At 36.1% G+C, this 24,686-nt stretch carries 25 protein-coding genes and 1 pseudogene; 16 read left to right on the top strand and 10 right to left on the bottom strand.

Translation table 11 applies throughout. The annotated features are described in order from the left end of the window. Positions 1-91: IS3 family transposase (locus tag CO726_RS21650; protein ID WP_130953558.1), on the top strand; the 91-nt coding region annotated here is incomplete at its 5' end. A 131-nt stretch (positions 92-222) separates the two neighbouring features. Here CO726_RS21650 and rocD read toward each other — a convergent pair. Beyond that, positions 223-1,413, bottom strand: a complete 1,191-nt coding sequence (gene rocD / locus CO726_RS21645) for an ornithine aminotransferase (protein WP_099685647.1) — start codon at positions 1,411-1,413, stop codon at positions 223-225. 150 nt (positions 1,414-1,563) lie between these two features. Between rocD and CO726_RS21640 the strand changes: the two genes are divergently transcribed. Further along, positions 1,564-1,932, top strand: coding sequence for a YisL family protein (locus CO726_RS21640; RefSeq protein WP_098758673.1), 369 nt, complete (start codon positions 1,564-1,566; stop codon positions 1,930-1,932). A gap of 53 nt (positions 1,933-1,985) precedes the next feature. Here the strand turns inward: CO726_RS21640 and CO726_RS21635 are convergent, their stop codons facing one another. Further along, the gene (locus CO726_RS21635; RefSeq protein WP_098758674.1) at positions 1,986-2,540 is read right to left on the bottom strand and encodes a DUF2777 domain-containing protein; all 555 of its coding nucleotides are present in this window, start codon (positions 2,538-2,540) and stop codon (positions 1,986-1,988) included. A 228-nt stretch (positions 2,541-2,768) separates the two neighbouring features. Between CO726_RS21635 and asnB the strand changes: the two genes are divergently transcribed. The 4 genes and pseudogenes from asnB to CO726_RS21615 all read left to right on the top strand — a co-directional run bounded on the left by asnB (position 2,769) and on the right by CO726_RS21615 (position 7,712). After that, a complete protein-coding gene (gene asnB, locus CO726_RS21630; protein WP_099685651.1) occupies positions 2,769-4,616 on the top strand; it encodes an asparagine synthase (glutamine-hydrolyzing) in 1,848 nt (615 codons plus the stop codon). A gap of 187 nt (positions 4,617-4,803) precedes the next feature. Beyond that, a pseudogene (gene hemH / locus CO726_RS21625) lies at positions 4,804-5,762 on the top strand (ferrochelatase). Positions 5,763-5,820: 58 nt separating this feature from the next. Next, complete coding sequence (katB, locus tag CO726_RS21620; RefSeq protein ID WP_099685646.1) at positions 5,821-7,287, top strand: catalase KatB; 1,467 nt, start codon at positions 5,821-5,823, stop codon at positions 7,285-7,287. Between the two features lie 119 nt (positions 7,288-7,406). After that, positions 7,407-7,712, top strand: a complete 306-nt coding sequence (locus CO726_RS21615) for a hypothetical protein (RefSeq protein WP_099685645.1) — start codon at positions 7,407-7,409, stop codon at positions 7,710-7,712. A 153-nt stretch (positions 7,713-7,865) separates the two neighbouring features. On the opposite strand, the gene CO726_RS21610 is transcribed toward CO726_RS21615, so the two are convergent. Then, positions 7,866-9,098, bottom strand: a complete 1,233-nt coding sequence (locus CO726_RS21610; RefSeq protein ID WP_099685644.1) for an ammonium transporter — start codon at positions 9,096-9,098, stop codon at positions 7,866-7,868. A 219-nt stretch (positions 9,099-9,317) separates the two neighbouring features. Here CO726_RS21610 and CO726_RS21605 point away from each other — a divergent pair, with 219 nt between their 5' ends. Both CO726_RS21605 and CO726_RS21600 read left to right on the top strand, forming a co-directional pair. Then, the gene (locus CO726_RS21605; RefSeq protein ID WP_136699805.1) at positions 9,318-10,613 is read left to right on the top strand and encodes an alpha-amylase family glycosyl hydrolase; all 1,296 of its coding nucleotides are present in this window, start codon (positions 9,318-9,320) and stop codon (positions 10,611-10,613) included. A 278-nt stretch (positions 10,614-10,891) separates the two neighbouring features. Beyond that, positions 10,892-11,776, top strand: coding sequence for a helix-turn-helix domain-containing protein (locus CO726_RS21600; protein WP_099685642.1), 885 nt, complete (start codon positions 10,892-10,894; stop codon positions 11,774-11,776). Positions 11,777-12,638: 862 nt separating this feature from the next. Here CO726_RS21600 and CO726_RS21595 read toward each other — a convergent pair. After that, positions 12,639-13,130, bottom strand: coding sequence for a YajQ family cyclic di-GMP-binding protein (locus CO726_RS21595; protein ID WP_001040146.1), 492 nt, complete (start codon positions 13,128-13,130; stop codon positions 12,639-12,641). Positions 13,131-13,368: 238 nt separating this feature from the next. On the opposite strand from CO726_RS21595, the gene CO726_RS21590 reads away from it, so the two are divergent. Further along, on the top strand, positions 13,369-14,223 hold the full coding sequence (locus CO726_RS21590; RefSeq protein ID WP_099685641.1) for a CvfB family protein: 855 nt from the start codon (positions 13,369-13,371) through the stop codon (positions 14,221-14,223). 51 nt (positions 14,224-14,274) lie between these two features. Here CO726_RS21590 and prsA read toward each other — a convergent pair whose 3' ends face one another. Both prsA and CO726_RS21580 read right to left on the bottom strand, forming a co-directional pair. Next, positions 14,275-15,132, bottom strand: a complete 858-nt coding sequence (gene prsA, locus CO726_RS21585) for a peptidylprolyl isomerase PrsA (protein WP_099685640.1) — start codon at positions 15,130-15,132, stop codon at positions 14,275-14,277. Between the two features lie 129 nt (positions 15,133-15,261). Then, complete coding sequence (locus CO726_RS21580) at positions 15,262-15,393, bottom strand: DUF3941 domain-containing protein (protein WP_098758691.1); 132 nt, start codon at positions 15,391-15,393, stop codon at positions 15,262-15,264. 100 nt (positions 15,394-15,493) lie between these two features. On the opposite strand from CO726_RS21580, the gene CO726_RS21575 reads away from it, so the two are divergent. Beyond that, entirely contained in the window at positions 15,494-16,351 is an 858-nt protein-coding gene (locus CO726_RS21575; RefSeq protein WP_099685639.1) for a YitT family protein, read from the top strand. A gap of 25 nt (positions 16,352-16,376) precedes the next feature. Here the strand turns inward: CO726_RS21575 and CO726_RS21570 are convergent, their stop codons facing one another. The 3 genes from CO726_RS21570 to CO726_RS21560 form a co-directional block, all read right to left on the bottom strand. Next, positions 16,377-16,574: a DUF3813 domain-containing protein gene (locus tag CO726_RS21570; protein ID WP_098758693.1), complete on the bottom strand. Its 198-nt coding sequence runs from the start codon at positions 16,572-16,574 to the stop codon at positions 16,377-16,379. Continuing rightward, on the bottom strand, positions 16,575-16,715 hold the full coding sequence (locus tag CO726_RS21565) for a hypothetical protein (RefSeq protein WP_016088905.1): 141 nt from the start codon (positions 16,713-16,715) through the stop codon (positions 16,575-16,577). A gap of 105 nt (positions 16,716-16,820) precedes the next feature. After that, positions 16,821-17,630 carry a Cof-type HAD-IIB family hydrolase gene (locus CO726_RS21560; protein WP_099685638.1) on the bottom strand — a complete coding sequence of 270 codons (810 nt, stop codon included), beginning with the start codon at positions 17,628-17,630 and terminating at the stop codon, positions 16,821-16,823. A 493-nt stretch (positions 17,631-18,123) separates the two neighbouring features. Here CO726_RS21560 and CO726_RS21550 point away from each other — a divergent pair, with 493 nt between their 5' ends. Next, on the top strand, positions 18,124-18,303 hold the full coding sequence (locus tag CO726_RS21550) for a YjzC family protein (protein WP_000531421.1): 180 nt from the start codon (positions 18,124-18,126) through the stop codon (positions 18,301-18,303). Between the two features lie 211 nt (positions 18,304-18,514). Then, positions 18,515-21,115, top strand: a complete 2,601-nt coding sequence (gene clpB, locus CO726_RS21545; RefSeq protein ID WP_099685637.1) for an ATP-dependent chaperone ClpB — start codon at positions 18,515-18,517, stop codon at positions 21,113-21,115. Between the two features lie 33 nt (positions 21,116-21,148). Here the strand turns inward: clpB and CO726_RS21540 are convergent, their stop codons facing one another. After that, positions 21,149-21,331 (bottom strand): YjzD family protein, encoded by a 183-nt coding sequence (locus tag CO726_RS21540; protein WP_001211116.1) that lies wholly within the window; start codon positions 21,329-21,331, stop codon positions 21,149-21,151. 156 nt (positions 21,332-21,487) lie between these two features. Here CO726_RS21540 and CO726_RS21535 point away from each other — a divergent pair, with 156 nt between their 5' ends. The 4 genes from CO726_RS21535 (at position 21,488) to fabH (ending at position 24,679) form a co-directional block, all read left to right on the top strand. Further along, entirely contained in the window at positions 21,488-22,222 is a 735-nt protein-coding gene (locus CO726_RS21535) for a lipase family protein (protein WP_048545174.1), read from the top strand. Positions 22,223-22,251: 29 nt separating this feature from the next. Continuing rightward, the gene (locus CO726_RS21530; RefSeq protein ID WP_136699804.1) at positions 22,252-23,124 is read left to right on the top strand and encodes an NAD-dependent epimerase/dehydratase family protein; all 873 of its coding nucleotides are present in this window, start codon (positions 22,252-22,254) and stop codon (positions 23,122-23,124) included. Between the two features lie 53 nt (positions 23,125-23,177). Further along, complete coding sequence (locus tag CO726_RS21525) at positions 23,178-23,354, top strand: ComZ family protein (RefSeq protein WP_099685649.1); 177 nt, start codon at positions 23,178-23,180, stop codon at positions 23,352-23,354. A gap of 392 nt (positions 23,355-23,746) precedes the next feature. Continuing rightward, entirely contained in the window at positions 23,747-24,679 is a 933-nt protein-coding gene (fabH, locus tag CO726_RS21515; protein ID WP_001100536.1) for a beta-ketoacyl-ACP synthase III, read from the top strand. The last annotated feature ends 7 nt before the right edge of the window (positions 24,680-24,686 follow it).

Here is a 24,686-nt window from a genome sequence, read left to right as displayed (position 1 = left end):
ATATATAGATTATTATAATACGAAACGGATTAAGGCAAAATTAAAAATGAGCCCGGTACAATACCGGACTCACTTTTATCAAGCTGCCTAATGAAATAACCGTGTCTAACTTTTAGGGGTCACTTCAATCGAAGATAGCTCTTTTTTATGGCCTTGGGTTATACAGGTAATCGATATAAAAAGAAAGAGGTTGTCCCAACGTGTAGGACAACTTCTCTATTATTACGATAATACAGCTTTAATTTTTTGGAATGCCCACTCTAAATCTTCTTCAGAGATTACTAGAGGTGGTGCGATACGAATTACATTTTCATGTGTTTCTTTACATAATAGACCAGCTGCTTTTAGTTGTTCACAGTAAGGACGAGCTGGCTCGTTTAATTCGATACCGATGAATAAACCTTTACCGCGAACTTCAGTAATCATTGGGTTGTCAATTTCTTTTAATTGCCCAATTAATTTTTCACCTAATTGAAGAGAACGCTCTGTTAATTTTTCTTCTTCTAATACTTCAAGAGCTGCGATAGAAACAGCACATGCAAGTGGGTTACCACCGAATGTAGAACCGTGAGAACCTGGCTCAAATACACCTAAAATGTCGCGGTTTGCTGCTACGCAAGAGATTGGGAATACGCCGCCACCAAGCGCTTTACCAAGTATGTACATGTCAGGAGTTACTCCGTCCCAGTCACAAGCAAATACTTTACCAGTACGGCCTAAGCCAGTTTGGATTTCATCTGCTACGAATAAAACGTTTTCTTTTTTACATACTTCAAGAGCTTCTTTTAAGAAACCAGCTGGTGGGATGTTAATTCCTGCTTCACCTTGGATTGGCTCTAAAATGAATGCAGCTGTGTTTGGTGTAATAGCAGCTTTTAACGCTTCTAAATCACCGTAAGGAATTACAACGATGCCAGGAAGCATTGGACCGAATCCACGCTTGTACTCTTCGTTTGAAGACATAGAAACAGCACCCATCGTACGGCCGTGGAAGTTATCCTCACAAACGATAATTTCAGCACGATTTGCTTCTACTTTTTTCACATCATAAGCCCATCGGCGAGCTGTTTTAATTGCAGTTTCAACAGCTTCTGCACCTGTATTCATTGGAAGTACCATTTCTTTATTAGTTAGTTTCGCAACTTTTTCGTACCAAGGACCTAATTGATCGCTATGGAAAGCACGAGAAGTTAACGTAACACGATTAGCTTGGTCAATTAAAGCGTTAATAATTTTTGGGTGACGATGACCTTGGTTTACTGCAGAATATGCACTTAATAAGTCCATATAGCGGTTTCCTTCAGGATCTTCTACCCAAACACCTTCTGCTTTAGAAATAACGATTGGAAGTGGATGATAGTTATTTGCCCCGTATGTGTCTGTAAGTTCGATAATATCCTTAGTTTGAATCATGATTGTTCCCCCTTTTGTTATTACAAGAAGTTTGTAAATACTCTAAATATTATATCATTTAAATGTAAAAAAGCGAAACGTTTCCTGAAAATAAATGAACATGTTATCATATAGAGTGAAAAAGTGTGAAAAGAGGAGGTAAGGGATACGATGGTACATATGCATATTACAGCATGGGCGTTAGGTTTAATTTTATTCTTCGTTGCGTATTCACTTTATTCAGCAGGAAGAAAAGGGAAAGGTGTACATATGGGGCTTCGCCTAATGTATATCATCATTATTGTGACAGGTTTCATGTTATACATGAGTATTGTGAAAACAGCAACAGGTAGCACGCACATGTGGTATGGATTAAAAATGTTAGCTGGTATTTTAGTTATCGGTGGAATGGAAATGGTTCTTGTAAAAATGAGCAAAAACAAACCGGCAGGGGCGGCTTGGGGCTTATTTATTGTTGCGCTAGTAGCAGTATTATACTTAGGACTAAAATTACCGATTGGCTGGTACGTATTCAAATAAAAATAAAACCACCTTATGATCTCACGTGTTTGGGAGATAAGGTGGTTTTTATTTTATGTCGCATCGATATGTAACTCTTCTCCGTTTACTTTCGTAAAGCGGAACATATTTTTATTTGAAGAAGAGTGTCGAACGAAATGGTGCTGCAGTGTACAAATCATCTCTTCATTATCGAATAAAAGAATATTTACTCCTTCACATGTTTCCTCTTTTGATAAGAAGGATAAATAATTATGGCAATACATGCAATCATATAAAGAGTAATGAAGTGATTGCAATGATTCGGTTAATAGTGTAAAGACAGAGTCAGGTAATTCCTCAAGCCATTCCTTATAGCTAAGAAGTAATTTTTTTCGAATTCGTATCATCTCACCATTTTGTAATTGATGTTGCTCGTTAGCAATTTGTAATACATCTTGTTCATAGAAACGCGCTGGTAGCCAGTTATTGTTATATAAAACCTCAAAACCATCTTCAGCAATATCTTCTAATAAAAATGCTTCCTCATTTTCATCATCAAAGAATACCCATTCATTGTTTATATATTCTACATTACCGACTGTATGAGCGCGGGGCTGGTTATATAAAATATGTTTACGTTGTATCATACATGATTTCTCCTTTATGAAAAGTAGTTACTTCTGTTATAGACAGTTCGCGCATTCTTTATAACTAGACACATCTAGACATAGGTGGGCATACAATAAAACACGTTTTACTGAGTGAAGATGCTATTCCATATGTGTATCGTCAAGCTTTTCATTTTTTGATCCGCACTCTTAGGGTGGGGATTACTGCGTGTTTAGGAAAAGAAATAAGGTGGAAGGATGATTTGTATGTGCGGGATTACAGGATGGGTGGATTATAAACGCTCATTAGAAGGAGAAAGGGCTGTCGTTACGAAGATGGCTGAGACGTTAGCGAAGCGTGGTCCGGATGATAATAAAGTTTGGATTAAAGGTAATGTTGCATTTGGACATAAACGGTTAATCGTTGTGGACCCTGAGGGTGGTAAACAACCGATGAATTGTTTAAAGGATGAAACGAATTATGCCATTTGTTATAATGGCGAATTATATAATACAGAAGACATTCGAAAGGAACTATTAAGAAGAGGATATACGTTCAAAGGTCATTCTGATACGGAAGTACTATTAGCGTCGTATATGGAATGGAAAGAAGAATGTGTCGATCATTTAAACGGTATATATGCGTTTGCAGTATGGGATGAACAGAAAGAACAAGTTTTTATTGCGCGCGATCGATTAGGTGTAAAACCGCTATTTTATAAATATGATAGTGGGCGATTGCTATTTGGTTCAGAGTTAAAAGCGATATTAGCACATCCAGATGTGAAGGCAGAAGTAACGTTAGAAGGTTTATCAGAAGTATTCGGACTCGGACCATCTAGAACGCCTGGTCACGGTATTTATGCTGATATAAAAGAACTACGTCCAGGGCATGCGATGACATTTTCAAAGAACGGTTTATGTATATGGAGATATTGGAATGTAGAAAGTAAAAAACATGAAGATTCTTTTGAAGAAACAGTAGAGAAAACGCGCTTTTTATTACAAGATGCGATTACAAGGCAGCTCGTTTCTGACGTACCATTATGCACTTTTTTATCAGGTGGTGTAGATTCAAGTGCTATTACAGCAATTGCTGCGAAAGAATACGAAAGATCAGGAAAAGGTCAATTACACACGTACTCTGTTGATTACGAAGATAATGACAAATACTTTAAAGTGAATGCATTTCAGCCAAATTCAGATGCTCCGTTTATTAATTTAATGACTGAGACATTTCAAACGATCCATCATCGCTGCGTCATTTCGAATGAACAATTAGCACAGTATTTAACAGAAGCAGTACTCGTTCGTGATTTGCCTGGTATGGCAGATATCGATTCGTCATTATTATGGTTTTGCCGCGAAATTAAACAAGATTTTGTCGTCGGCTTATCTGGGGAATGTGCAGATGAAATCTTCGGTGGTTATCCGTGGTTTTATAGAGAAGATGATCTACAATCTAGTGCATTTCCGTGGATGCGTTCTACAGAAGCGCGTGAACAATTGCTAAAAAAAGAATGGAGAAATAAATTAAATTTACAACAATATGTACAAAGGCGCTATGAGGAATCGATTCAAGAAGTTCCTATTTTAGAAGGAGAAAGTCCGCTAGAAGCAAAAAGACGCCAATTATTTTATTTAAACATGGTATGGTTTATGACAACATTATTAGACAGAAAAGACCGCATGAGTATGGGCGCAAGCTTAGAAGTACGTGTTCCATTTGCAGATCACCGACTTGTCGAATATGCGTGGAATATTCCTTGGGAAATGAAAATGTATAAAAACCGCGAAAAAGGTCTATTGCGTAAAGCGTTAGAAGGATTACTTCCAAATGACATCTTATATAGAAAGAAGAGCCCATATCCGAAAACACATAATCCACACTATACGAAAGCAGTAACAGTATGGTTACAAGATTTATTAACAGATAAAGGCTCGATTTTACACGAATTATTCGATAAAGAGCAGTTAAGCGGAATAATTGAGTCAGGCGGCAGTGCATTTCAAACGCCTTGGTTTGGTCAATTAATGACTGGGCCGCAACTTTTAGCTCATTTAGCGCAAATTCATGTTTGGTTTAAAGAATACGGGGTAAATATTAAAGAATAGGAGAAAAGCGACTTACGTTTATGTAAGTCGCTTTTTATTAAATAAATTGTCATATAAAATTCAAAATCATATTAGAAATAATACTTATTTAGAATAATTATTTTGACGTACTTATTATTAGTTGTTATAATTGGAAACAAGTGTTCTTGAAAAAGGTTCTCATTTATAAATTTGAGGTGTTATATAGATGACAAAGAAAAAAATAGGTTTACTCGTAATGGCGTATGGAACGCCAGAATCATTAGATGATGTAGAAGCGTACTATACACATATTCGCCACGGGCGTAAACCTTACGAAGAAGCACTCCAAGACTTAATCGGGCGCTATAAAGCGATTGGCGGAATTTCCCACTTGCAAAAATTACGAAAGAGCAAGCGCATAAATTAACAGATTTAATGAATAATATATTTACAGAGTATGAATTTGCTTGTTACTTAGGCTTAAAACATATTGCCCCATTTATAGAAGATGCAGTAGAAGAGATGAAGCGTGATGGGATTGAGCAAGCGATTAGTATCGTATTAGCGCCGCATTATTCTACATTTAGCATTAAAGCGTATAATGACCGTGCTATTCGTCTTTCAAAAGAAATTGGTGGTCCTGTTATTGAACCAATTGAACAATGGTATGATGAATCGAAATTTATTTCGTACTGGGCAGATCAAATAAAAGAAACGCTTACAAAAATTGAAGATAAAGAGAAAGCAGTTGTAATTTTTTCAGCGCATAGTTTACCAGAAAAAATTATTGCGGCAGGTGACCCTTATGTAGAGCAGTTACAACATACAGCGGATTTAATCGCAGCGGCTGCAAATATTCAAAACTATACAATTGGTTGGCAAAGTGCAGGAAATACACCTGATCCATGGATTGGACCAGATGTGCAAGATTTAACAAAAGATTTATATAAAGAGCATGGATATGAATCCTTCATATATTGTCCAGTTGGCTTTGTGGCAGAGCATTTAGAAGTTTTATATGACAACGATTATGAATGTAAAGTTGTAACGGATGAACTAAATGCTAAATATTTTAGACCAAATATGCCAAATGCACAATCTGTTTTTATCGAATGCTTAGCTGAAATTGTTTCCAAAAAAATGAAGGAAATAGTTGACAAAGATTTAGTTTCGAATAATAATTAGTTTATAATGATTTTAAATAAATAATAATTACTATGAAGTAAAGAGGAGGATCCCCCTGATGAATCCAAATAATCGCTTAACAACAAACCAAGGTGCTCCGGTTGGAGATAACCAAAATTCTCGTACAGCTGGTCGCCGTGGACCGGTATTGTTAGAAGACTATCATTTAGTAGAAAAACTTGCGCATTTTGATCGTGAACGTATTCCAGAGCGCGTTGTGCATGCACGTGGTGCAGGTGCTCACGGTGTATTCGTAACGAAAAATAGCATGAAGCAATATACAAAGGCAGCATTTTTACAAAATGAAGGAACTGAAACACCTGTATTCGTTCGTTTCTCGACGGTTATTCATGGTCAAGGTTCTCCGGAAACAGCTCGTGACCCGCGTGGGTTCGCTGTTAAATTTTATACAGAAGAAGGAAATTACGATATCGTAGGTAACCATTTACCAGTCTTCTTCATTCGTGATGCAATTAAATTCCCTGATATGGTGCATTCTTTAAAACCAGCACCTGATACGAATATTCAAACACCAGATCGTTACTGGGATTTCATGACGTTAAGTCCAGAATCTACACATATGATGACATGGGTATTCTCTGATTATGGTACACCAGCAAACTACCGCGAAATGGAAGGTTTCGGTGTACACTCATTTAAATGGATTAATGCAGAAGGTAAAATCGTCTACATTAAATATCACTGGAAACCACAGCAAGGTGTACGTAACTTAAGTGCAAAAGAAGTGCAAGAAGTACAAGGAAAAGACTTCAACCATGCAACTCGTGACTTGTTCGATGCAATCGAAAAAGGAAATTATCCGAAGTGGGATTTACACGTACAAGTGATGCAACTAGAAGAAACGGATTCTTTAGATTTCGATCCATTAGATCCAACGAAAGTATGGCCAGAAGATCGTTTCCCATTAATGGAAGTGGGGATGATGACGTTAAATCGTAATCCGAAAAACTTTTTTGCGGAAGTAGAGCAAGTGGCGTTCTCTCCAAGTGCAACTGTAAATGGTATTGAGCCATCTGAAGATAAATTATTACAAGGTCGTTTATTCTCTTACCCAGATACACAGCGTTACCGTCTTGGTGCAAATTACTTACAAATTCCTGTAAACTGTCCATACGCAGCTGTTCATAACCAACAACGTGATGGTGCGATGCAAATGAATCAAAACCCATCTACAATCAACTACGAACCGAGCCGTCATGCTGAAAATCCAGTTGAAGACAAAGCTTACCGCGATTCAACTATGAAAGTAGAAGGCTATGTATCTCGTGAGAAAATTGACAAACCAAATGATTTCAAACAAGCAGGTGAGCGTTACCGTTCATTCTCTAAAGAAGAGCAAGACAACTTAATTGCAAACTTAACAAATGACTTAAAAGACGTAAATGAGCGCACGAAATTACTAGCTGTTTGTAACTTCTTCCGTGCAGATCAAGAGTACGGTATGCGTTTAGCACAATCGTTAAATGTTGATATTACGCAATATGTAGGAAATGCTCCGAAATAAATAGGAAAAGACGACTGTTATTAAACGGTCGTCTTTTTTTGTGTAAAAGATTTTTTATATACGGGGTAAAAGGTGTTATACTTTTGTCAAATGAGTTTTACATAAAAGAGGTGTATTGAATGGATGTTGCTATTTTTATTGTTGCGTTAAGTGTCTTTTTATTTGTAGTGTTTGCTATGATAAAAATGTTTATAGCGATTGGGAAACAAGGTGATGAGCGCGCTACGTTTATAAAAAACAAAGCGATGGCTGAGACATTTAAAATTGCGATGGGGCTAATGGTAATTGAGATGATCCCTTTTATTTATCATCGTTTTAATGAAACGATAGGAACACCGTTTAATCCAGTGCGCTTTTTAGCAGTAATAGCTGTGGCGTTTCTTATTATCTTAAGTACGAATAAAAGAAAATACGGTGATTCATAAGTTACGCGAGGGTATTTTACGTCTGAATTATGTCGGAACGTCGATATATTGAAAGAATCGCTGATATATTTAAGGTAATACTAAGTGGGGTATACCACCAACAAATACAATAAAAAGAGATGCAATCTACTACTAATAGATTGCATCTCTTTTTTAGTTCACTCGCTCCGTATACTCATAAGCTTTCTCCCCGTGCATCGAAATATCAAGTCCCATATGTTCTTCGTGCTCATCTACCCGAACAGGGAGGAAGAAGTTAATAACTTTAATCATGGCGTACGTCATGATAATTGTAAATGCATATGTTGCTCCAATCGCTACAAGTTGTTTAAATAGTAAAGCGGCGTTTCCGTAAAATAATCCATTAGCACCATCGCCGTTTACAGAAGTAGTTGCAAATAGTCCTGTCGCAATACCGCCCCAAGTTCCTCCGATGCCGTGGCATCCAAATGCATCGAGTGTATCGTCATATCCGAATTTTGTTTTTAAGAAAAAGACCGCTCCGAAGCATAATACGCCGCCAATCGCTCCGATAAGAAGCGCGGAGAAAAGTGTAACGAACCCGCAAGCTGGTGTAATAGCGACTAAACCGGAAACTACACCACAAGCAGCTCCCATCGCAGTCGGTTTTGATTGGAAGAACCACTCTGAAAGCATCCAAGTTAATGCTGAGGCAGCGGCGGCTATATTTGTATTAATAAATGCAGTTAAAGCTACGTCATTTAAAGATAATGCGCTTCCGACGTTAAAACCGAACCAGCCGAACCATAGTAAGCCTGCACCTAGCATTGTAAATGGTAAATGATGAGGAGACGAACCGTTTATGTTTTTTCGTTTTCCAAGGAAAATAGCTAATACAAGACCAGCAACACCAGATGTAATATGAACGACGTTACCACCAGCGAAGTCTAACACGCCAAGTTCTCTTAGCCATCCGCCAACGCCCCATACCCAATGAGCGACAGGGTTGTAAACGATTGTTGTCCATAGAAGGATGAAAATAAGGAAAGCTGAAAATCGCATTCTTTCGGCGAATGCACCTGAAATTAAAGCGGGAGTTAAAATGGCGAACATGAGTTGAAACATCATAAATAAATTGTGAGGAATAGTAGATGAGTAGTCTGGATTTGGTGCGTAGGTAACTCCGTTTAAACCGAACCAATCGAGTGTACCGATAAGTCCGTGCCAATCTGGTCCGAACGATAAAGAATAACCGATCACAATCCACTGAATTGAAACGATAGCCATTGCGCTGTAACTATGCATTGTCGTACTGAGTACGTTTTTACTGCGAACCATGCCCCCGTAAAAAAGTGCCAATCCTGGTGTCATTAACATAACCATTACTGTCGTTACAAACATAAAAACTGTATCTCCCGTATTCATTCTCTCTCCTCCTGTAATGTTAGGAAAAATAACATCAATTTGTTATGTTTCATATCATATTCGAAATGAAATGGAAAATCAACTAAAAATTCAGAAAACTTTCAGTTTTATGTTATAAAATCTAACATGAAATATTTTAAGGAGAATAAAATCAACGTATACGATTCGTTCTGATAATTGGTATAATATTCTTACAATTAAAAAACATGGGGGATGCGTGTGGGGAAAATACATACTAGGAAACTATTCATTTGTTTTTGTTTAGCTGTCGTTTTGTTTGTACCAATACATACTTTTGGAGACGAAAAAAGAGAGTGGCGGGACGAAGTTATATATTCCATTATGATTGATCGCTTCAATAATGGAGAACCGAAAAATGACAAACAGTTAGAAGTTGGTAATTTAGAGGGATATCAGGGCGGAGATATAAGAGGCGTTATAAAAAGACTGGATTACATAAAAGAAATGGGATTTACCGCTATTATGCTTTCACCACTTTTTGAAAGTGGAAAGTACGATGGGTTAGACGTGCGCAATTTTCAGAAGGTAAATGAACATTTCGGTACAGAAAATGATGTGAAAGAACTTATAAAAGAAGCTCACGAAAAAGGAATGAAAGTTGTATTTCAATTTCCGCTTGGAGAAAACGAACAACAAGTTATCGACTCGATGAAATGGTGGATCAAAGAAGTCGATTTAGATGGAAGTTACGTGATACATAGTGAAAAAAAGTCGGATGCTTTTTGGTATGGCGTGCAAAAAGATATGCAAGTGATAAAGAAAGATTTTCGTATTATGACAAAAGAAAATAGTGAATATAACGAAAAAATAGTAGAATCGTTTTCAAAAGCGGATGTATCGGTGAAATCTTTATATGATGTGAGCAAAGAAGAAGGGGAATCCGTCACATTTTTAGACAATCAAGATACAAAAAGATTTGCTCGTATTGCAAAAGAAAATATGTATTATCCACCATCTCGTTTAAAATTGGCACTCACTTACTTATTAACATCACCAGGCATTCCGAATTTTTATTACGGGACTGAAATTGCATTAGATGGAGGGGGTATTCCGGATAATAGGCGATTAATGGATTTCAAATCAGATGAAAAGTTTATGCAGCACATAACGAAACTCGGTGAGCTTAGACAAATGAGACAGTCCCTAAGGCGCGGTACGTTTGAGCTTTTGTATGATAAAGATGGAATGAGTATAATGAAACGAAAGTATAAAGATGAAGTAACATTAGTAGCAATTAATAATACGAAAGAAACACAAAAAGTTGCTTTACCTGAAAGTACGATTGGTGAAAAACAAGAGTTAAGAGGATTGTTAGAAGATGAAATTATAAGAGAAGAAAACGGAAAGTTTTATCTCGTTTTAAAGCGTGAAGAATCAAATGTGTATAAAGTTAATGGAGAAACAGGTGTAAATTGGTTATTTATCTCCTTAATAGTCGGTGTGAACGTATTATTTATTGCTTTTTTAATTGCGGTTAAAAAGAGACGGAAATGAGTAATGGTTTCTTTTAGTAGTTCGTCTTCAGTTTAAGGTAAGGCGTTGCTCTTAATAAGTATGAAAAGTTCCCTAATGAGGAGGGACCGGGTTAAAGAGAAGACTTTCTCCTTAACCTGTTTTTCTGTGAAGTAAGACTCATGCCTCGAAATGCATCTGAGCAAAGAAGTGAAAAGAACAATAGAAGAAACAATAATTGCAACTGTACTAATTTTACATTACATTAAAAGATGAAAAATAATTTTATACTCATTAAGGGGTATATTTGAGGAGAGAAAATGGAATTTTACGATTTGGGTATTACCATTAAAGAACTTAGAATTAAAAAAAATATATCACAATCCGAATTATGTCATGGAATATGTTCACAAAGTCAAATTAGCAAGATCGAAAAAGGTGTGATTTATCCATCTAGCATATTGTTATATCAATTATCAGAAAGACTTGGTATTGATCCGAATAATATATTTGCACTAACTCAAAACAAAAAATTTAAATATATAGAAAATGTAAAATGTGTAATGAAGGATTGCATAAGACAACATCAATATAAAGAGCTTTATGAAATAGTAACAAAAGAAAAAAACTTAAATAATTTTCGAATGAAAGAAGATAAACAATTTCTAATATGGCATGAAGCAATTGCTATATATCGTGTGAATAACTCAATAAAAACGGCTCTAACTCTTTTGAATAATGCATTAAAAATAACTGTAACGAATATTGATTTTTTAACAGAGAGAGAAATAGATATTATGCAGACAATGGCTATATTTCATGCGGAAAATAAAGAATATAAAGAGAGTATAAATATATTAAAAAGATGTTTAAATAATTTTGATAAGTTAGATTTTCCTAGAGATAAAGAAATTAAATTAAAAATCATTTATAATTTAGCAAAATGTTTAAGTTACACATATCAATACGAAGAAGCAAAAAAATACATTGATAAGGGTATCAAATTAGCTATTAATCTAAATACTTTATACTTATTGGGTGAACTATACTATGAAAAAGGTTCGAATTTATTAAAGCTTAAACAATCTAATAAAGAAGAAGTTGCTAATAGCATGAAAAAAGCGTTATTTATATTTGAATTAACCAAAAGCGAAAAAAAATTACAAATAATTAAAGAAGGATATTTCGAAAAACATAATTGCTAAATAACTACTTATAGTACAAGAAAACCCACAGGAAAAGTTCCCGTAGGTTTTACACGTATAAACCTCTTAATATTTTTTATAAACTTGATTCTAAAATATTATTACTTAATATGAATTTTTGAATGAAAGTTTACTTAACGTACTTTCTATTTTGAAATCTGCATCCTTATTAACAATTTATATTTCTTTTCCTTCCATATTAAAATTAAGATGGTTCAAGTAAGAGGAAGGAAACTTAAAGTGTTTTTTTTATGACCTTTATCATCAACTATTTAGTGTTTCTTTAAATTATTACATAACGTAGTTTTTTTGTACCAAGCTTTGTGAATGCAATTAGATTTATCCTTTAGTGTAGTCATATTATTAGAACATCCTTTAATATTTAGAGAGAATATAGCCAATAAAAAACATAATATTAACTTCTTCAAATAACCACTTCTAACTCTTTTATAATTAACTTTTTTTCACAAAATAAGATCCCTTATTAATTTTACATTACATTGAAGGGTGGAAAATATTCTTATACTCATAAATTGTTACGCTTGATTAGGGAGAGAGATTTTTGTTTATGGAGGTAGTTGTGGTGACTTTGGTTTGGGATTCAATTGATAAGGAAAGTGATTCAAGTTGAAGGGAAACGTCCTAAGAAGTCTTTTCCTTATTTTTAAAAGGACATGCTCAATTCCATGTATAAAAAAATTCTACAATGAGACCTAGTCTAACCACGCGGTCACCTGTAAGATATTCGTATGAATAGACTCTGTTTGCTCAGCAATTCTCACCGCAAATACCCTCTTGTCCTTGTCATATTGTTCCTACATGACAAAAAGAAAAACTCCTCTCATTAGAGGAGTTTTTCTTTTTAGCGGTAGTTAATAAATTGTACGTCAATCGGTAAATCAGCGCTGCGAACTGCTGCGATAACTGCTTGTAAGTCATCACGGCTTTTCGCTGTAACACGTACTTGATCGTCTTGTACTTGTGTTTTTACTTTTAATTTCATTTCTTTAATGATGTTGTTAATTTTTTTCGCGTTATCTTTATCGATACCTTGTTGAAGTGTTGCGCGTTGGCGAACTGTGTTACCAGTAGCAGCCTCGACTTTTCCGTAATCTAAGTTTTTAATTGGAACGTTACGTTTTACAAGTTTAGAAATTAGAACGTCTTTTACTTGGTCTAATTTGAACTCGTCGTCAGAAGTTAAAACAAGTACTTCTTTTTCTAATTTAATATCACTTTTACTTCCTTTAAAGTCATAGCGGTTTTGGATTTCCTTTAAAGCGATGTTAATTGCGTTTGTTACTTCAGGTAATTCTACTTTCGAAACGATGTCAAAAGAACTGTCTTTTGCCATAGTTAGCACCTCCAAATAAATTTCTAATCTTTTTATGTACTGTACATACTAAAGTATAGCTGAAAACGAGCTTAGACTTAAGTGTTTTCATACTTATAATGATGTAACCTCATTTTATTATAGTGAATTTTGGGCAGTTGGACAAATAAAGGAAGAATCGTGTTATAATTAACTTTTGTTTGGAATGATAAAAAGATAAAAAAGTTAATTTTATATATAGAGAAGGGAATTAAAAAATATGTATTTACAAATAGGATCGATTGAACAGGTAACTGTTTTACGCGAAACGGAAATCGGATATATGGTTGGGAATGAAGAAGAAGAAATCTTCCTACATAAAAACGAATTAGCTGGAGAAATTGAAGAAGGCGATACGATTGATGTATTCTTATACCTTGATCACCAAAATCGTATTTCAGCGACAATGAAGGAGCCAATCATTACAACATATGATTGGAACTGGGTAAAGGTTGTAGAAGTTATTCCTAGTTTAGGTGTGTTTGTTGATATTGGTGTATCAAAAGATATACTAATTCCAGCTGATGAGTTCCCGATTTATATGCCAGTATGGCCAGAAGTAGGCGACGAATTATATTGTACGTTAAAATTAACGAATCGTGATCGTCTTATCGCTCTTCCGGCAAGAGACAGCGATATGCAAGAAATTATCGTAGATGCGACGCCATCTATGCGTAATAAAAACGTAAATGGACGTGTATATCGTTCACTTCAAGTTGGTTCATTCATACTAACTGATGAGCATTTCCGTGCTTTCTTACACCATACTGAAAGAAAAGAACAAGTCCGTATCGGTGAACGTGTAACTGGCCGTATTATCGATGTGAAAGATGACGGTACAATTAACATTTCGCTTCTTCCTCGTAAAGAAGAGGGTATGGAAGATGATGCTGCAGTAATTTATGCATATATGGAAGAACGAGGCGGAGCAATGCCGTTTTGGGATAAGAGTTACCCAGAAGACATTAAAGAACGCTTCAATATGAGTAAAGCTGCATTTAAGCGTGCGCTTGGTAAGTTGATGAAGGAAGAAAAGGTTTATCAAGAAGAAGGATGGACTTACTTTAAGAAATAAAGGAAATAAAAAGCACCACCTTATATTTTACAAATATAAGGTGGTGCTTTTTCAATTCCCTTGCTCATGTACAAGAGTAAACGTATCTTCCAAGTCACTGTCGTTTATTTTAATATTTGCTTTTTTTAATTCGTCTTGTAATAGTTTTTTGCTGAATATAGGGTCAGCGAGACGTTCTTCTTCTAAGTGTTTGCGAATAGAGTCTTTCACTTCATCAAAAGGCTTTAAATCTTTTTTATCAGTTAATTTAATAATATGATAACCGTTTGGTGATTTAACGGGATTGCTAATTTGTCCGACCTTTAGTTTATAGGCAGCTGTTTCAAATTCAGGTGTCGTTGTACCGGAATTGAAGTATCCGAGGTCTCCGCCTTTATCTTTTGATAGTAGATCTTGCGATTCTTGTTTTGCTAATTCTTCAAATGAAGCACCAGCATCTAATCTTTTCTTTATTTCTTTTGCTTCATTTTCGTCACTTACTAAAATGTGACTCGCTTTAATTTCTGGTTTATAGTGGTCTTTCACGTCTTTTTCTGTAACACTTTTCTTAATCGCTTCATTCATAGCAAGTTTGAACTTAATTTGATTTTTGAAATCAGCTTCATCTTTCAAACGATTGTTTTCTAGTACTGCTGTGAATTGATCCCCATATTGCTTTTTCGCTTTTTGTACTTCTTTATCCACATCATCGTCAGATACTTTATATTTTTTCGTGATAACGTCTTGTGCCATCATTTCATATAGCATGTCTTTTCCGTAACGATCTTTTAACTGCTTTTCGAAGTCGCTCTTCGTAATGGTTGAGTCTGTTGCTGTAGCGATTGTAGCTGAGCTATTTTTTTGTCCGCAAGCAGATAGCATTAATATACTTATTAGTGCAGTAATAATGAAAATATGTTTCCCTCTCATGCCAACACCTCATCCGAATATGTTATCGCTATTGTAGAATATAGAAGTGAACATGAAGTGAATTTTTAATGTTTTTTCCTGTAAAATGTAAAAAAAGTACATCAACAAGATTGTTGATGTACGATGGAATCAAAGGTGATCGGTCTTTTTGGAATAGGTACGCTTACCTTGCTCTATATTCTTTTGTTCTTGTTCATTTTTTTGCGTGCGCTTTGCATTATTATCGCGTGCTTTTTTGTCGTTATCACTCGTATGTGGCATATGTATCAACTCCATTTCTAAACGTTATACGTTTATCATTTCCTTTTTCGTAAAGACTATGTATAGTGGTGCATTCATGAATAATAAAGGTGGATTAGAAATGGATTTGAAGTTGAATTATACCGAACTTATAAAGAAGTTAATCGTTGTAATTGTCGCAGGTTTGTTAAACGCGATTGGGATGAATTTATTTTTAACACCAGCAAAAGTGTACGCGAGTGGCTTTGCTGGATTGTCTCAATTATTATCGCAAATATTAGGTGACTTTTTATCTATTCATATATCAACGGGGGTATTGTTTAGCTTGTTTAATATTCCTGTCGTTATTTTAGCATGGAAAAAGGTTGGGAAGGCCTTTACTTTCTTTAGTTTTCTTTGTGTTATATTTATGACTTTGTTTCTAGAAATTATCCCGGTTAGAGCAGTTTCGAACGACATCATATTAAATGCGATTTTTGGCGGGATTATTTCGGCAATTGGGGTAGGAATTGCGTTGAAGTGGGGGGCTTCTACAGGTGGTTTAGATATTATCGCCATGATTTTATCGAAGATTAAAGACAAGCCTGTCGGTACGTATTTTTTCTTCTTTAATGCACTGATCATTATTGCTGCTGGCTATGTGTATGGGTGGGAAAAAGCATTATACACTTTGGTGACTTTGTATGTGTCAACGCGAATCATCGATGCGATTCATACGCGTCATGTGAAGATTACAGCATTAATTGTTACGAAGAATGGGGCAAATGTAAGAAAGGCGATTCACTCACGCTTAGTGAGGGGGATTACAACTATACCGGCAACAGGTGCTTATACAAATGAAAATAAGGAAATGTTAATGATTGTTATTACGCGTTACGAACTGTATGAATTAGAGAGGGTTATTAAACAAGTGGACCCAGGTGCATTTACAAACGTACTGCAAACTGTTGGGGTGTTTGGACTGTTCCGAAAAGATTAAAGAGGACCAAAGCTGGTCCTCTTTTTTAATGTAAATTCGTAATATTTTGCAACTGCTCCTGCATTTCGCGTAGCTGAACTTTTTCAGCTGTTGAAGAATTTGAGTAAGCAGAGTGCAAAGCGTTTTTTGCTCTGTATACGAGATCTTGTTGCTCAGCACCGCTTGAACAAGATACGGCATTTGCAACAGCATCTCTAGCTTGTTGGAATAGTAAGTTCCCCATTTAGACCCCTCCAAAAGAAGAGTTGTTTCTCGCTTTTTCTGCCTCAGCTAATGTACCACGGTACGGGAATCTTGCATCATGCTTCATAACAGCATCGGCTCCTTGTTGGATAAAACGTTTTGATTTGTTCTTTTTACCCATTCGAAAAACCCCCTTTATTTAGCTGAAAACAATCGACGCGCTGACTTTTGCGTCTAATAATAGTATGAGCGTTTGGCGAGAAACTATAAGCAGGGAATTTTTAGATTACAATCCAAGAACCTCTTCTAAATATAGTGCGATACCATCTTCTTCGTTCGTTAACGTCGTATGGTTTGCAAGTGATTTTAATTCAGGAATCGCATTTCCCATTGCGATGCCGTGACCGGCGAATTCAATCATTTCAAAGTCGTTATCTTCATCACCGAAAGCGATAATTCGTTCTTGTGGAATGTTGTAATGACTAGAAATTTTTTGTAATCCGACCGCTTTATTTAACCCGCTTTTTACAATTTCAATAATCGGCCAAGGTGCGCCCCATTTTCTATGGTCGATTACTTCAGCGTGCATATCAGTTAAATGTTGACGAATTGTACTGGAATGTTCGTCATGTGCATCGATTAATAAGCAAGTTGGATGATCGTTTAAAATATTTAATAAATCTCCTGTAAAAATCTTTGGAGAACCGAATTCGAAAATATGTTTTTTATCTTCATCAATTTCACGAACATATACATCGTCCATTACTTCAGCGTATATATTTTTCACGCCAAAATCAAAGCAAGCTCGGACAATTTCTTGCGCTGTTGCTAGCTCAAGAGGAGAGTGATGTGTTCCCCACTTTGAATCAAGAGGATGATGCACGTAAGCTCCATTGAAGTTTACGATTGGTGTATTAAGACCGAGTTCTTTATAGTAATCATAACTAGCGCGGAATGGACGTCCCGTTGAAATAACAACAATATGTCCTTGTTCCTTTGCTTTTGCAATTGTATGTTTCGTTCGAGTGGAAATTATTTTGTTGTCTGTTAATAATGTGCCGTCTAAGTCTAATGCGATTAAATGTTGTTTGTTCATAATTTCACCTCTTATAATAATTTTTTTGTTTCTATCTGTATTTCCGTTTTTAATATGCAGAAATAAGAGGTTAAACTGGGTGAGAACACCAAAGATGGAAAGTTCACTATATATCCATCTTACGTCGCAAAGTGCTGCGGTGTCTACTATTTCTCGCTGGAAATTAAGAAAAGTCAACATCTTTTTGGAAAGTTCAAACAATGTTTCTTTCATTATGTACAAATTGTGAAAAGGGTTACATTACTTGTATGATGAGACTTATAATGAACATGTAATCTTCTCGTATATGTTTGACTCTCCTTTGAAACTGGCCTATAGTAGGTTGGTTTCTTTTTTTTCTACAAATAGGAAAGAAATCCCTGCTTTAAGCTTGTGTCATTCATGTATATGTACAAGAACGAAATGTAGTACTTGTTTCCTAAACATGACAGAAAAGCTTTCTTTTAAAATGGATATACTAATGAGGCAAAGACTTCATGGAAGGAGAATGGAAATGGGACAAAATCGCAGGTTTCGTTCTGGACAAAAAGCGCCGAATGATGGTATTTACGTAGAAATTGGTGAAACGGGAAGTATGGTGAAAGACCCGCAAATGGTGAAACTAACTGCTGGTGAAAAGTTTCCAGATAACACGAATCATAACCGTCAGTGGACATATAAAAGAAAACCGTAACAGGAGCCGCAATCGTTATTGCGGCTTTTTTGTTATCGCATATTGTGATTTCATTTATTGTACCTTTTTAAGTAACATAATGAATTTTCCCGTTTTCTTTTTCCGATAATAAGTTTGAAAATACATAAGCAAAATTATTGTATAAAAAAGTCAGTTGGCGTATAATCAAATCAAAGGTCAAAGAAAGTCAAACATTTGGAGGACTGTAAAAATGGACTTAAATCAAATGACAACAAAAACACAAGAGGCGATTATGAGTGCCCAATCTTTAGCGGTATCTCATCATCATCAAGAAGTAGATACTGTTCATCTCTTGTTTACATTATTAGAAGAGCAAGATGGGTTAGCAGTACGTATTTTTCAAAAAATGAATGTCGATATAGAAGCGTTAAAACAAGGCGCCGAAAATTTAATTAAGAAAAAGCCTTCCGTAACGGGAAGCGGTGCAGAAGCAGGTAAATTATATATAACAGGTGCTTTGCAACAACTACTTGTAAGAGCAGGAAAAGAAGCAGAAAAATTGCAAGATGACTACATTTCAGTTGAACATGTATTGCTTGCTTTTTCAGAAGAAAAAGGCGATATAAGCCAATTATTCACAAGATTTCATATTACGAAAGATAACTTATTACAGTCTTTAATGACAGTTCGGGGCAATCAAAGAGTGACTAGTCAAAATCCAGAAGCAACTTATGAAGCGTTAGAGAAATATGGCCGTGATTTAGTGGCCGAAGTAAGAGCGGGGAAAATTGACCCTGTAATCGGCCGTGACAGTGAAATTCGACGTGTAATCCGCATTCTTTCACGTAAAACAAAAAACAATCCTGTTTTAATTGGGGAGCCGGGTGTTGGTAAAACAGCAATCGTTGAAGGATTAGCACAGCGTATTGTGAAAAAGGACGTACCAGAAGGATTAAAAGATAGAACAATCTTTGCATTAGATATGAGTGCGCTTGTAGCTGGAGCGAAATTCCGCGGTGAATTTGAAGAGCGTCTGCAAGCTGTATTAAATGAAATTAAAAAGAGTGAAGGGCGCATTTTATTATTCATTGATGAACTTCATACAATTGTCGGCGCTGGTAAAACAGAAGGCGCAATGGATGCAGGAAATATGTTAAAACCGATGCTTGCGCGTGGTGAACTGCATTGTATCGGGGCGACGACGCTCGATGAATATCGCAAATATATTGAGAAAGATCCAGCACTAGAAAGACGTTTCCAACAAGTATTAGCAGAAGAACCAACTGTTGAAGATACAATTTCCATTTTACGTGGTTTAAAAGAGCGTTTTGAAATTTATCACGGTGTAAATATTCATGACCGCGCGATTGTAGCAGCATCAGTTTTATCAGATCGATATATTTCGGATCGTTTCTTACCGGATAAAGCAATTGATCTTGTTGACGAAGCGTGCGCAACAATTCGTACAGAAATTGATTCTATGCCAACAGAATTAGATGAAGTAACGCGCCGCATTATGCAGCTGGAAATTGAAGAAGCAGCTCTTGGAAAAGAGAAAGACTTTGGTAGCCAAGAACGTCTAAAAACATTGCAACGTGAATTATCGGATTTAAAAGAAGTGGCAAGTGGTATGAGAGCCAAATGGGAGAAAGAAAAAGAAGATATTCACAAAGTTCGTGACTTACGTGAACATTTAGAGCGCCTGCGCCGTGAATTAGAAGAAGCAGAAGGCAATTACGATTTAAATAAAGCAGCCGAACTTCGTCATGGGAAAATTCCTGCAATTGAAAAAGAGTTAAAAGAAGCAGAAGAAATGGGCGCGCATAATAAACAAGAAAATCGTTTATTACGTGAGGAAGTAAGTGAAGAAGAGATTGCTGATATTGTTTCGCGCTGGACTGGTATTCCTGTCGCAAAACTCGTTGAAGGTGAACGTGAGAAATTATTACGATTAGAGCAAATTTTATCAGAGCGTGTCATCGGACAAGAGGAAGCGGTAAGTTTAGTATCAGACGCAGTTCTTCGTGCACGCGCTGGTATTAAAGACCCGAACCGTCCAATTGGTTCTTTCATCTTCTTAGGACCAACGGGTGTTGGTAAAACAGAACTTGCAAAAACATTAGCACAGTCTTTATTCGATAGTGAAGAGCAAATGATTCGTATCGACATGTCTGAGTATATGGAGAAACACGCTGTGTCACGCTTAATTGGTGCGCCTCCTGGATATGTTGGATATGAAGAGGGCGGTCAATTAACGGAAGCAGTAAGACGTAAACCGTATTCCGTTATTTTGTTAGACGAAATCGAAAAAGCGCATCCAGAAGTATTTAACATATTACTACAAATGTTAGATGATGGACGCATTACAGATTCGCAAGGACGTACAGTAGACTTTAAAAACACGGTTATTATTATGACTTCAAATATTGGATCTGCTCATTTATTAGATGGATTAGAAGCAGATGGCTCAATTAAAGAGGAATCAAGAGAACTTGTCATGGGGCAATTAAGAGGACATTTCCGACCAGAGTTTTTAAACCGTGTCGATGAAATTATTTTATTCAAGCCTCTTACAACGAATGAAATTAAAGGTATTGTTGATAAAATTGTAAAAGAATTACAAGGTCGTTTAGCCGACCGGCACATTACGGTAGAATTAACAGATGCAGCGAAAGAATTTGTTGTAGAAGCTGGATTTGATCCGATGTACGGAGCTCGTCCGCTAAAACGATATGTACAGCGTCAAGTGGAAACGAAATTAGCAAGAGAATTAATTGCAGGAACGATTACTGATAATAGTCATGTAGTGGTTGATGTAGAAAATAATGAATTAATTGTTCATGTGAAATAAAAAAAGAGTTCGGATAAAATCCGGACTCTTTTTTTAGTGTTGTTCTACTGGCTCGTTTGGAATTGCAGCTGAAATTGCTAGTACTAATACTGCAAGAACAACTGAGAAAATAGACGCTTGGTTAAAATCGTATGTACCGCCAGTCATAGAGCCGATTACGTAGCTCATCATATGTACAAGCAAGAACGACCAAATTAATGCCCAAATGAAACGCATATTTTACACCTCTATTCGTTCAATCTGTCCTTATTGTAACACAACTGAAAAAAGAATATAGAAAAATATTTGTAGATTTTTCAACGCAAAATCGCATTCCGTTCATACAGTATAAAAGAGTACTTTTATACGTTTAGAAAATAAGGCGGGGGAAAAATGAGTATTACGGAACGTTTTTTTTACTTAGAAAAAGAACCATGTGTCATTTATTTACCGGAGAAGCCAAATGGATTTTCTGTAATGCTTCTTGGTGATTACAACTACTTTATTGAGAATGGTACAAGTTTATGGACACAGCATGCGGGTAGATCTTATTTTTTACATGGCCTTATTGAGGAAGGCTACACGGTCTTTTCTTCTAATTTATACGGAAGACATTGGGGGAACGACCAATCTGTTCGTCTAGCAAAACGCCTATATGACGTTGTTTTGAGAAAAGAGACATTGAATGCGAAAATGCACATTATGGCAGATGGTATGGGGGCGCTTGTAGCACTTGAAATGATGAACAAATACCCTGAATGTATACGCTCTGTCATTATGTTAAATCCGTGTTTAGATTTACCAGAATATGTGGAGTTTGAGAAAGAGCATAAGTTTTTTTACAAGAGACTCGTGAAGGAATTAAGTTTGGCGTATGATTCCAAAGAAGAAGAATTAGAATCAAAAATAAATAAGAAATCATTTACGCTGCTTCCGTCTTGTGTACCTGTTAAAGTTTTCGTATCAACACAAGAAAAAAGAGGAAGAAAACAGCTGTTACGTAAATATGAGAAAATGAGGCAATTCAATCAATGCGATACTTCTGTCTTGTTCCATCTGCAAGATGTGAAATATAAAATGGTTAGGCAAACGACTGATTTCTTTAAAAAATATGAAGAAGAATTGTGAAGCTCCCATATACATAAATGAGGAGCTATTTGTTTCAAGGAGAAAGGGTTGGTGGTATGGAGCGCGTGCTAATTATAGGTGCACTTACGTTTGTAGGTTATCACCTTGTGAATAAAATGATTGCGGAAGAAGTAGAAGTGTGCGGTCTTGATTTTGATGAATTCGAGAATATGACAAAAATTAATGAAGAGAAGTTATTGTTAATTGGGCGAAATGCGTTATTTACGTATTATTCGATAAGAGATGAAGATGGATGGAAATCAGTAGAAGGAGAGAAGTTTGATGCCGTTTACTTTTGCTTGTATGAGCCGAATCAGCAAAGTGGCTTTCGAAATGAAAGAGTTATATTACAGTATTTAAAGCGGATTATAAGAATGTGTGAAGAGCGTAAAGTAAAGTTAAATTTAATTTCTTCTATTGAAGTAGGAAGTGCAGATGAATCTGAAAATAAACGTCTATTTTCGAAAGTGGAAGAAGGATTGAAAAAAGGAGAGGTACAATATAGTGTATTTCGAGTTCCTACATTATATGGGCCATGGCAACCATCTTTTATGATGTATCATCAGCTCATCTTATCAGAACTGGATGAGAAAGAGTGCCGTTATGCGAGCGAGGAAAACGGAAGTGATTTACTGTATGTTGAAGATGTATGTGAATGCTTATGGGAAAATGGAATGAACGAGGAGTATCTCGGCATATACAATTTACTTAGTGGTAAAAAGTCATTATGGAAAAAAGGTATGAATCTTTTACGTGCAGAGGATAAAGTGAATAAAAAGAATGAGGAAGAAAGAGATGAAGCTGTAGAAGTTATTTCGATAAAAAGAAATACCCCATTAGAATACGGTTTAAATAAACAATTGGCACATATGAAAAAATATAAAGAGTTATACGAAGGGTAGTGCACGTGTTACACTATGTATGTGAAAGTTTTAATGGAGAGGAAGAACGTAATATGAATGAGAAAAGCATGCAATTTTTACAAATCGCAATGAAGCATTTACCAGAAGCAAAAGCCATTTTAGATGACAATGGAATTGCGCTTGATATGGAGAAAGCACAACCAGTATTAGAGTTATTGATGAAAGTTATGAACGAAGCATATGAGCTTGGGAAAGCAGAAAAAGCATAAAAAAGCATCTTTTTAGATGGGAGAGAGGCCCGAACCATGGATAGAAGCGGTCAGGGCCTTTTTTATTCTCGCCTGGGGAAAGAACAGAGATATGAAGAGGATAAAGGAAAAGTAGTGAGGAGAACTCTCTAGTTTAGAAGGAAAGCAGATCAAGAATAAAAAGCATCTTTTTAGATGGGAGAGAGGCCCGAACCGTAAGTAGAAGCGGTTCGGGCTTTTTTATATTTGGAAAGAAACAGGGAAAGGTATGTTTCTGTTTCTTTTCATGAACAATAAGGTGAATAATGCGCTCGCTTTATGTTTTAGCTGAAATATATTCTAGACAAAAATACATTTATGTTTTAAAATTAGTACCAAGTCATAATAATTGATATAAAACGGAGGGCTGCGATGTGAACGTGGGCATTTTAGGGATCGGAAGATATGTGCCGGAAAAAGTAGTCACAAATCACGATTTAGAGAAAATAATGGATACATCCGATGAATGGATTCGTACGAGAACAGGTATTGCGGAAAGACGCATTGCCGATGATACAATAGATACTTCATATATGGCCGTTGAGGCTTCTAAAAAAGCACTTGAAGATGCAGGGATTAGCGGAGAGGATATCGATCTTATTTTAGTAGCAACAGTAACGCCAGATCGTGCTTTTCCAGCAGTAGCTTGTGTCATTCAAGAAGCAATTGGCGCAAAACATGCAGCTGCAATGGATTTAAGTGCAGCGTGTGCTGGTTTTATGTACGGAATGATTACAGCGCAGCAATTTATTCAAACGGGAACTTATAAAAATATACTAGTAGTTGGTAGTGATAAACTATCTAAAATTGTAGACTGGAACGATCGAAATACAGCAGTACTATTTGGAGATGGAGCCGGTGCGATCGTAATGGGAGCTGTTTCAGAAGGTAAAGGCGTTCTATCCTTCGAATTAGGAGCAGACGGAAGCGGCGGTAAGCATCTTTATCAAGACGAGTATGTTATGATGAATGGCAGAGAAGTCTTTAAATTTGCCGTTCGTCAACTTGGTGATTCTTGTCTTCGCGTTTTAGATAAAGCTGGTCTTACGAAAGAAGATGTGGATTTCTTAGTACCACATCAAGCGAACATTCGTATTATGGAATCTGCAAGAGAGAGATTAAATTTACCACAAGAAAAAATGAGTATGACAATTGAGAAGTTCGGTAATACATCAGCTTCTTCCATTCCGATTGCGATGGTAGAGGAATTGCAAAACGGACGTATTCAAGATGGTGATTTAATTATACTTGTTGGTTTTGGCGGCGGATTAACATGGGGAGCAGTCGCTCTCCGTTGGGGTAAATAAGGACTGA

This window comes from Bacillus fungorum (assembly GCF_002746455.1).
In the GTDB taxonomy this organism is placed as follows: domain Bacteria; phylum Bacillota; class Bacilli; order Bacillales; family Bacillaceae_G; genus Bacillus_A; species Bacillus_A fungorum.
This window is presented reverse-complemented; position numbering and strand designations above follow the sequence as displayed.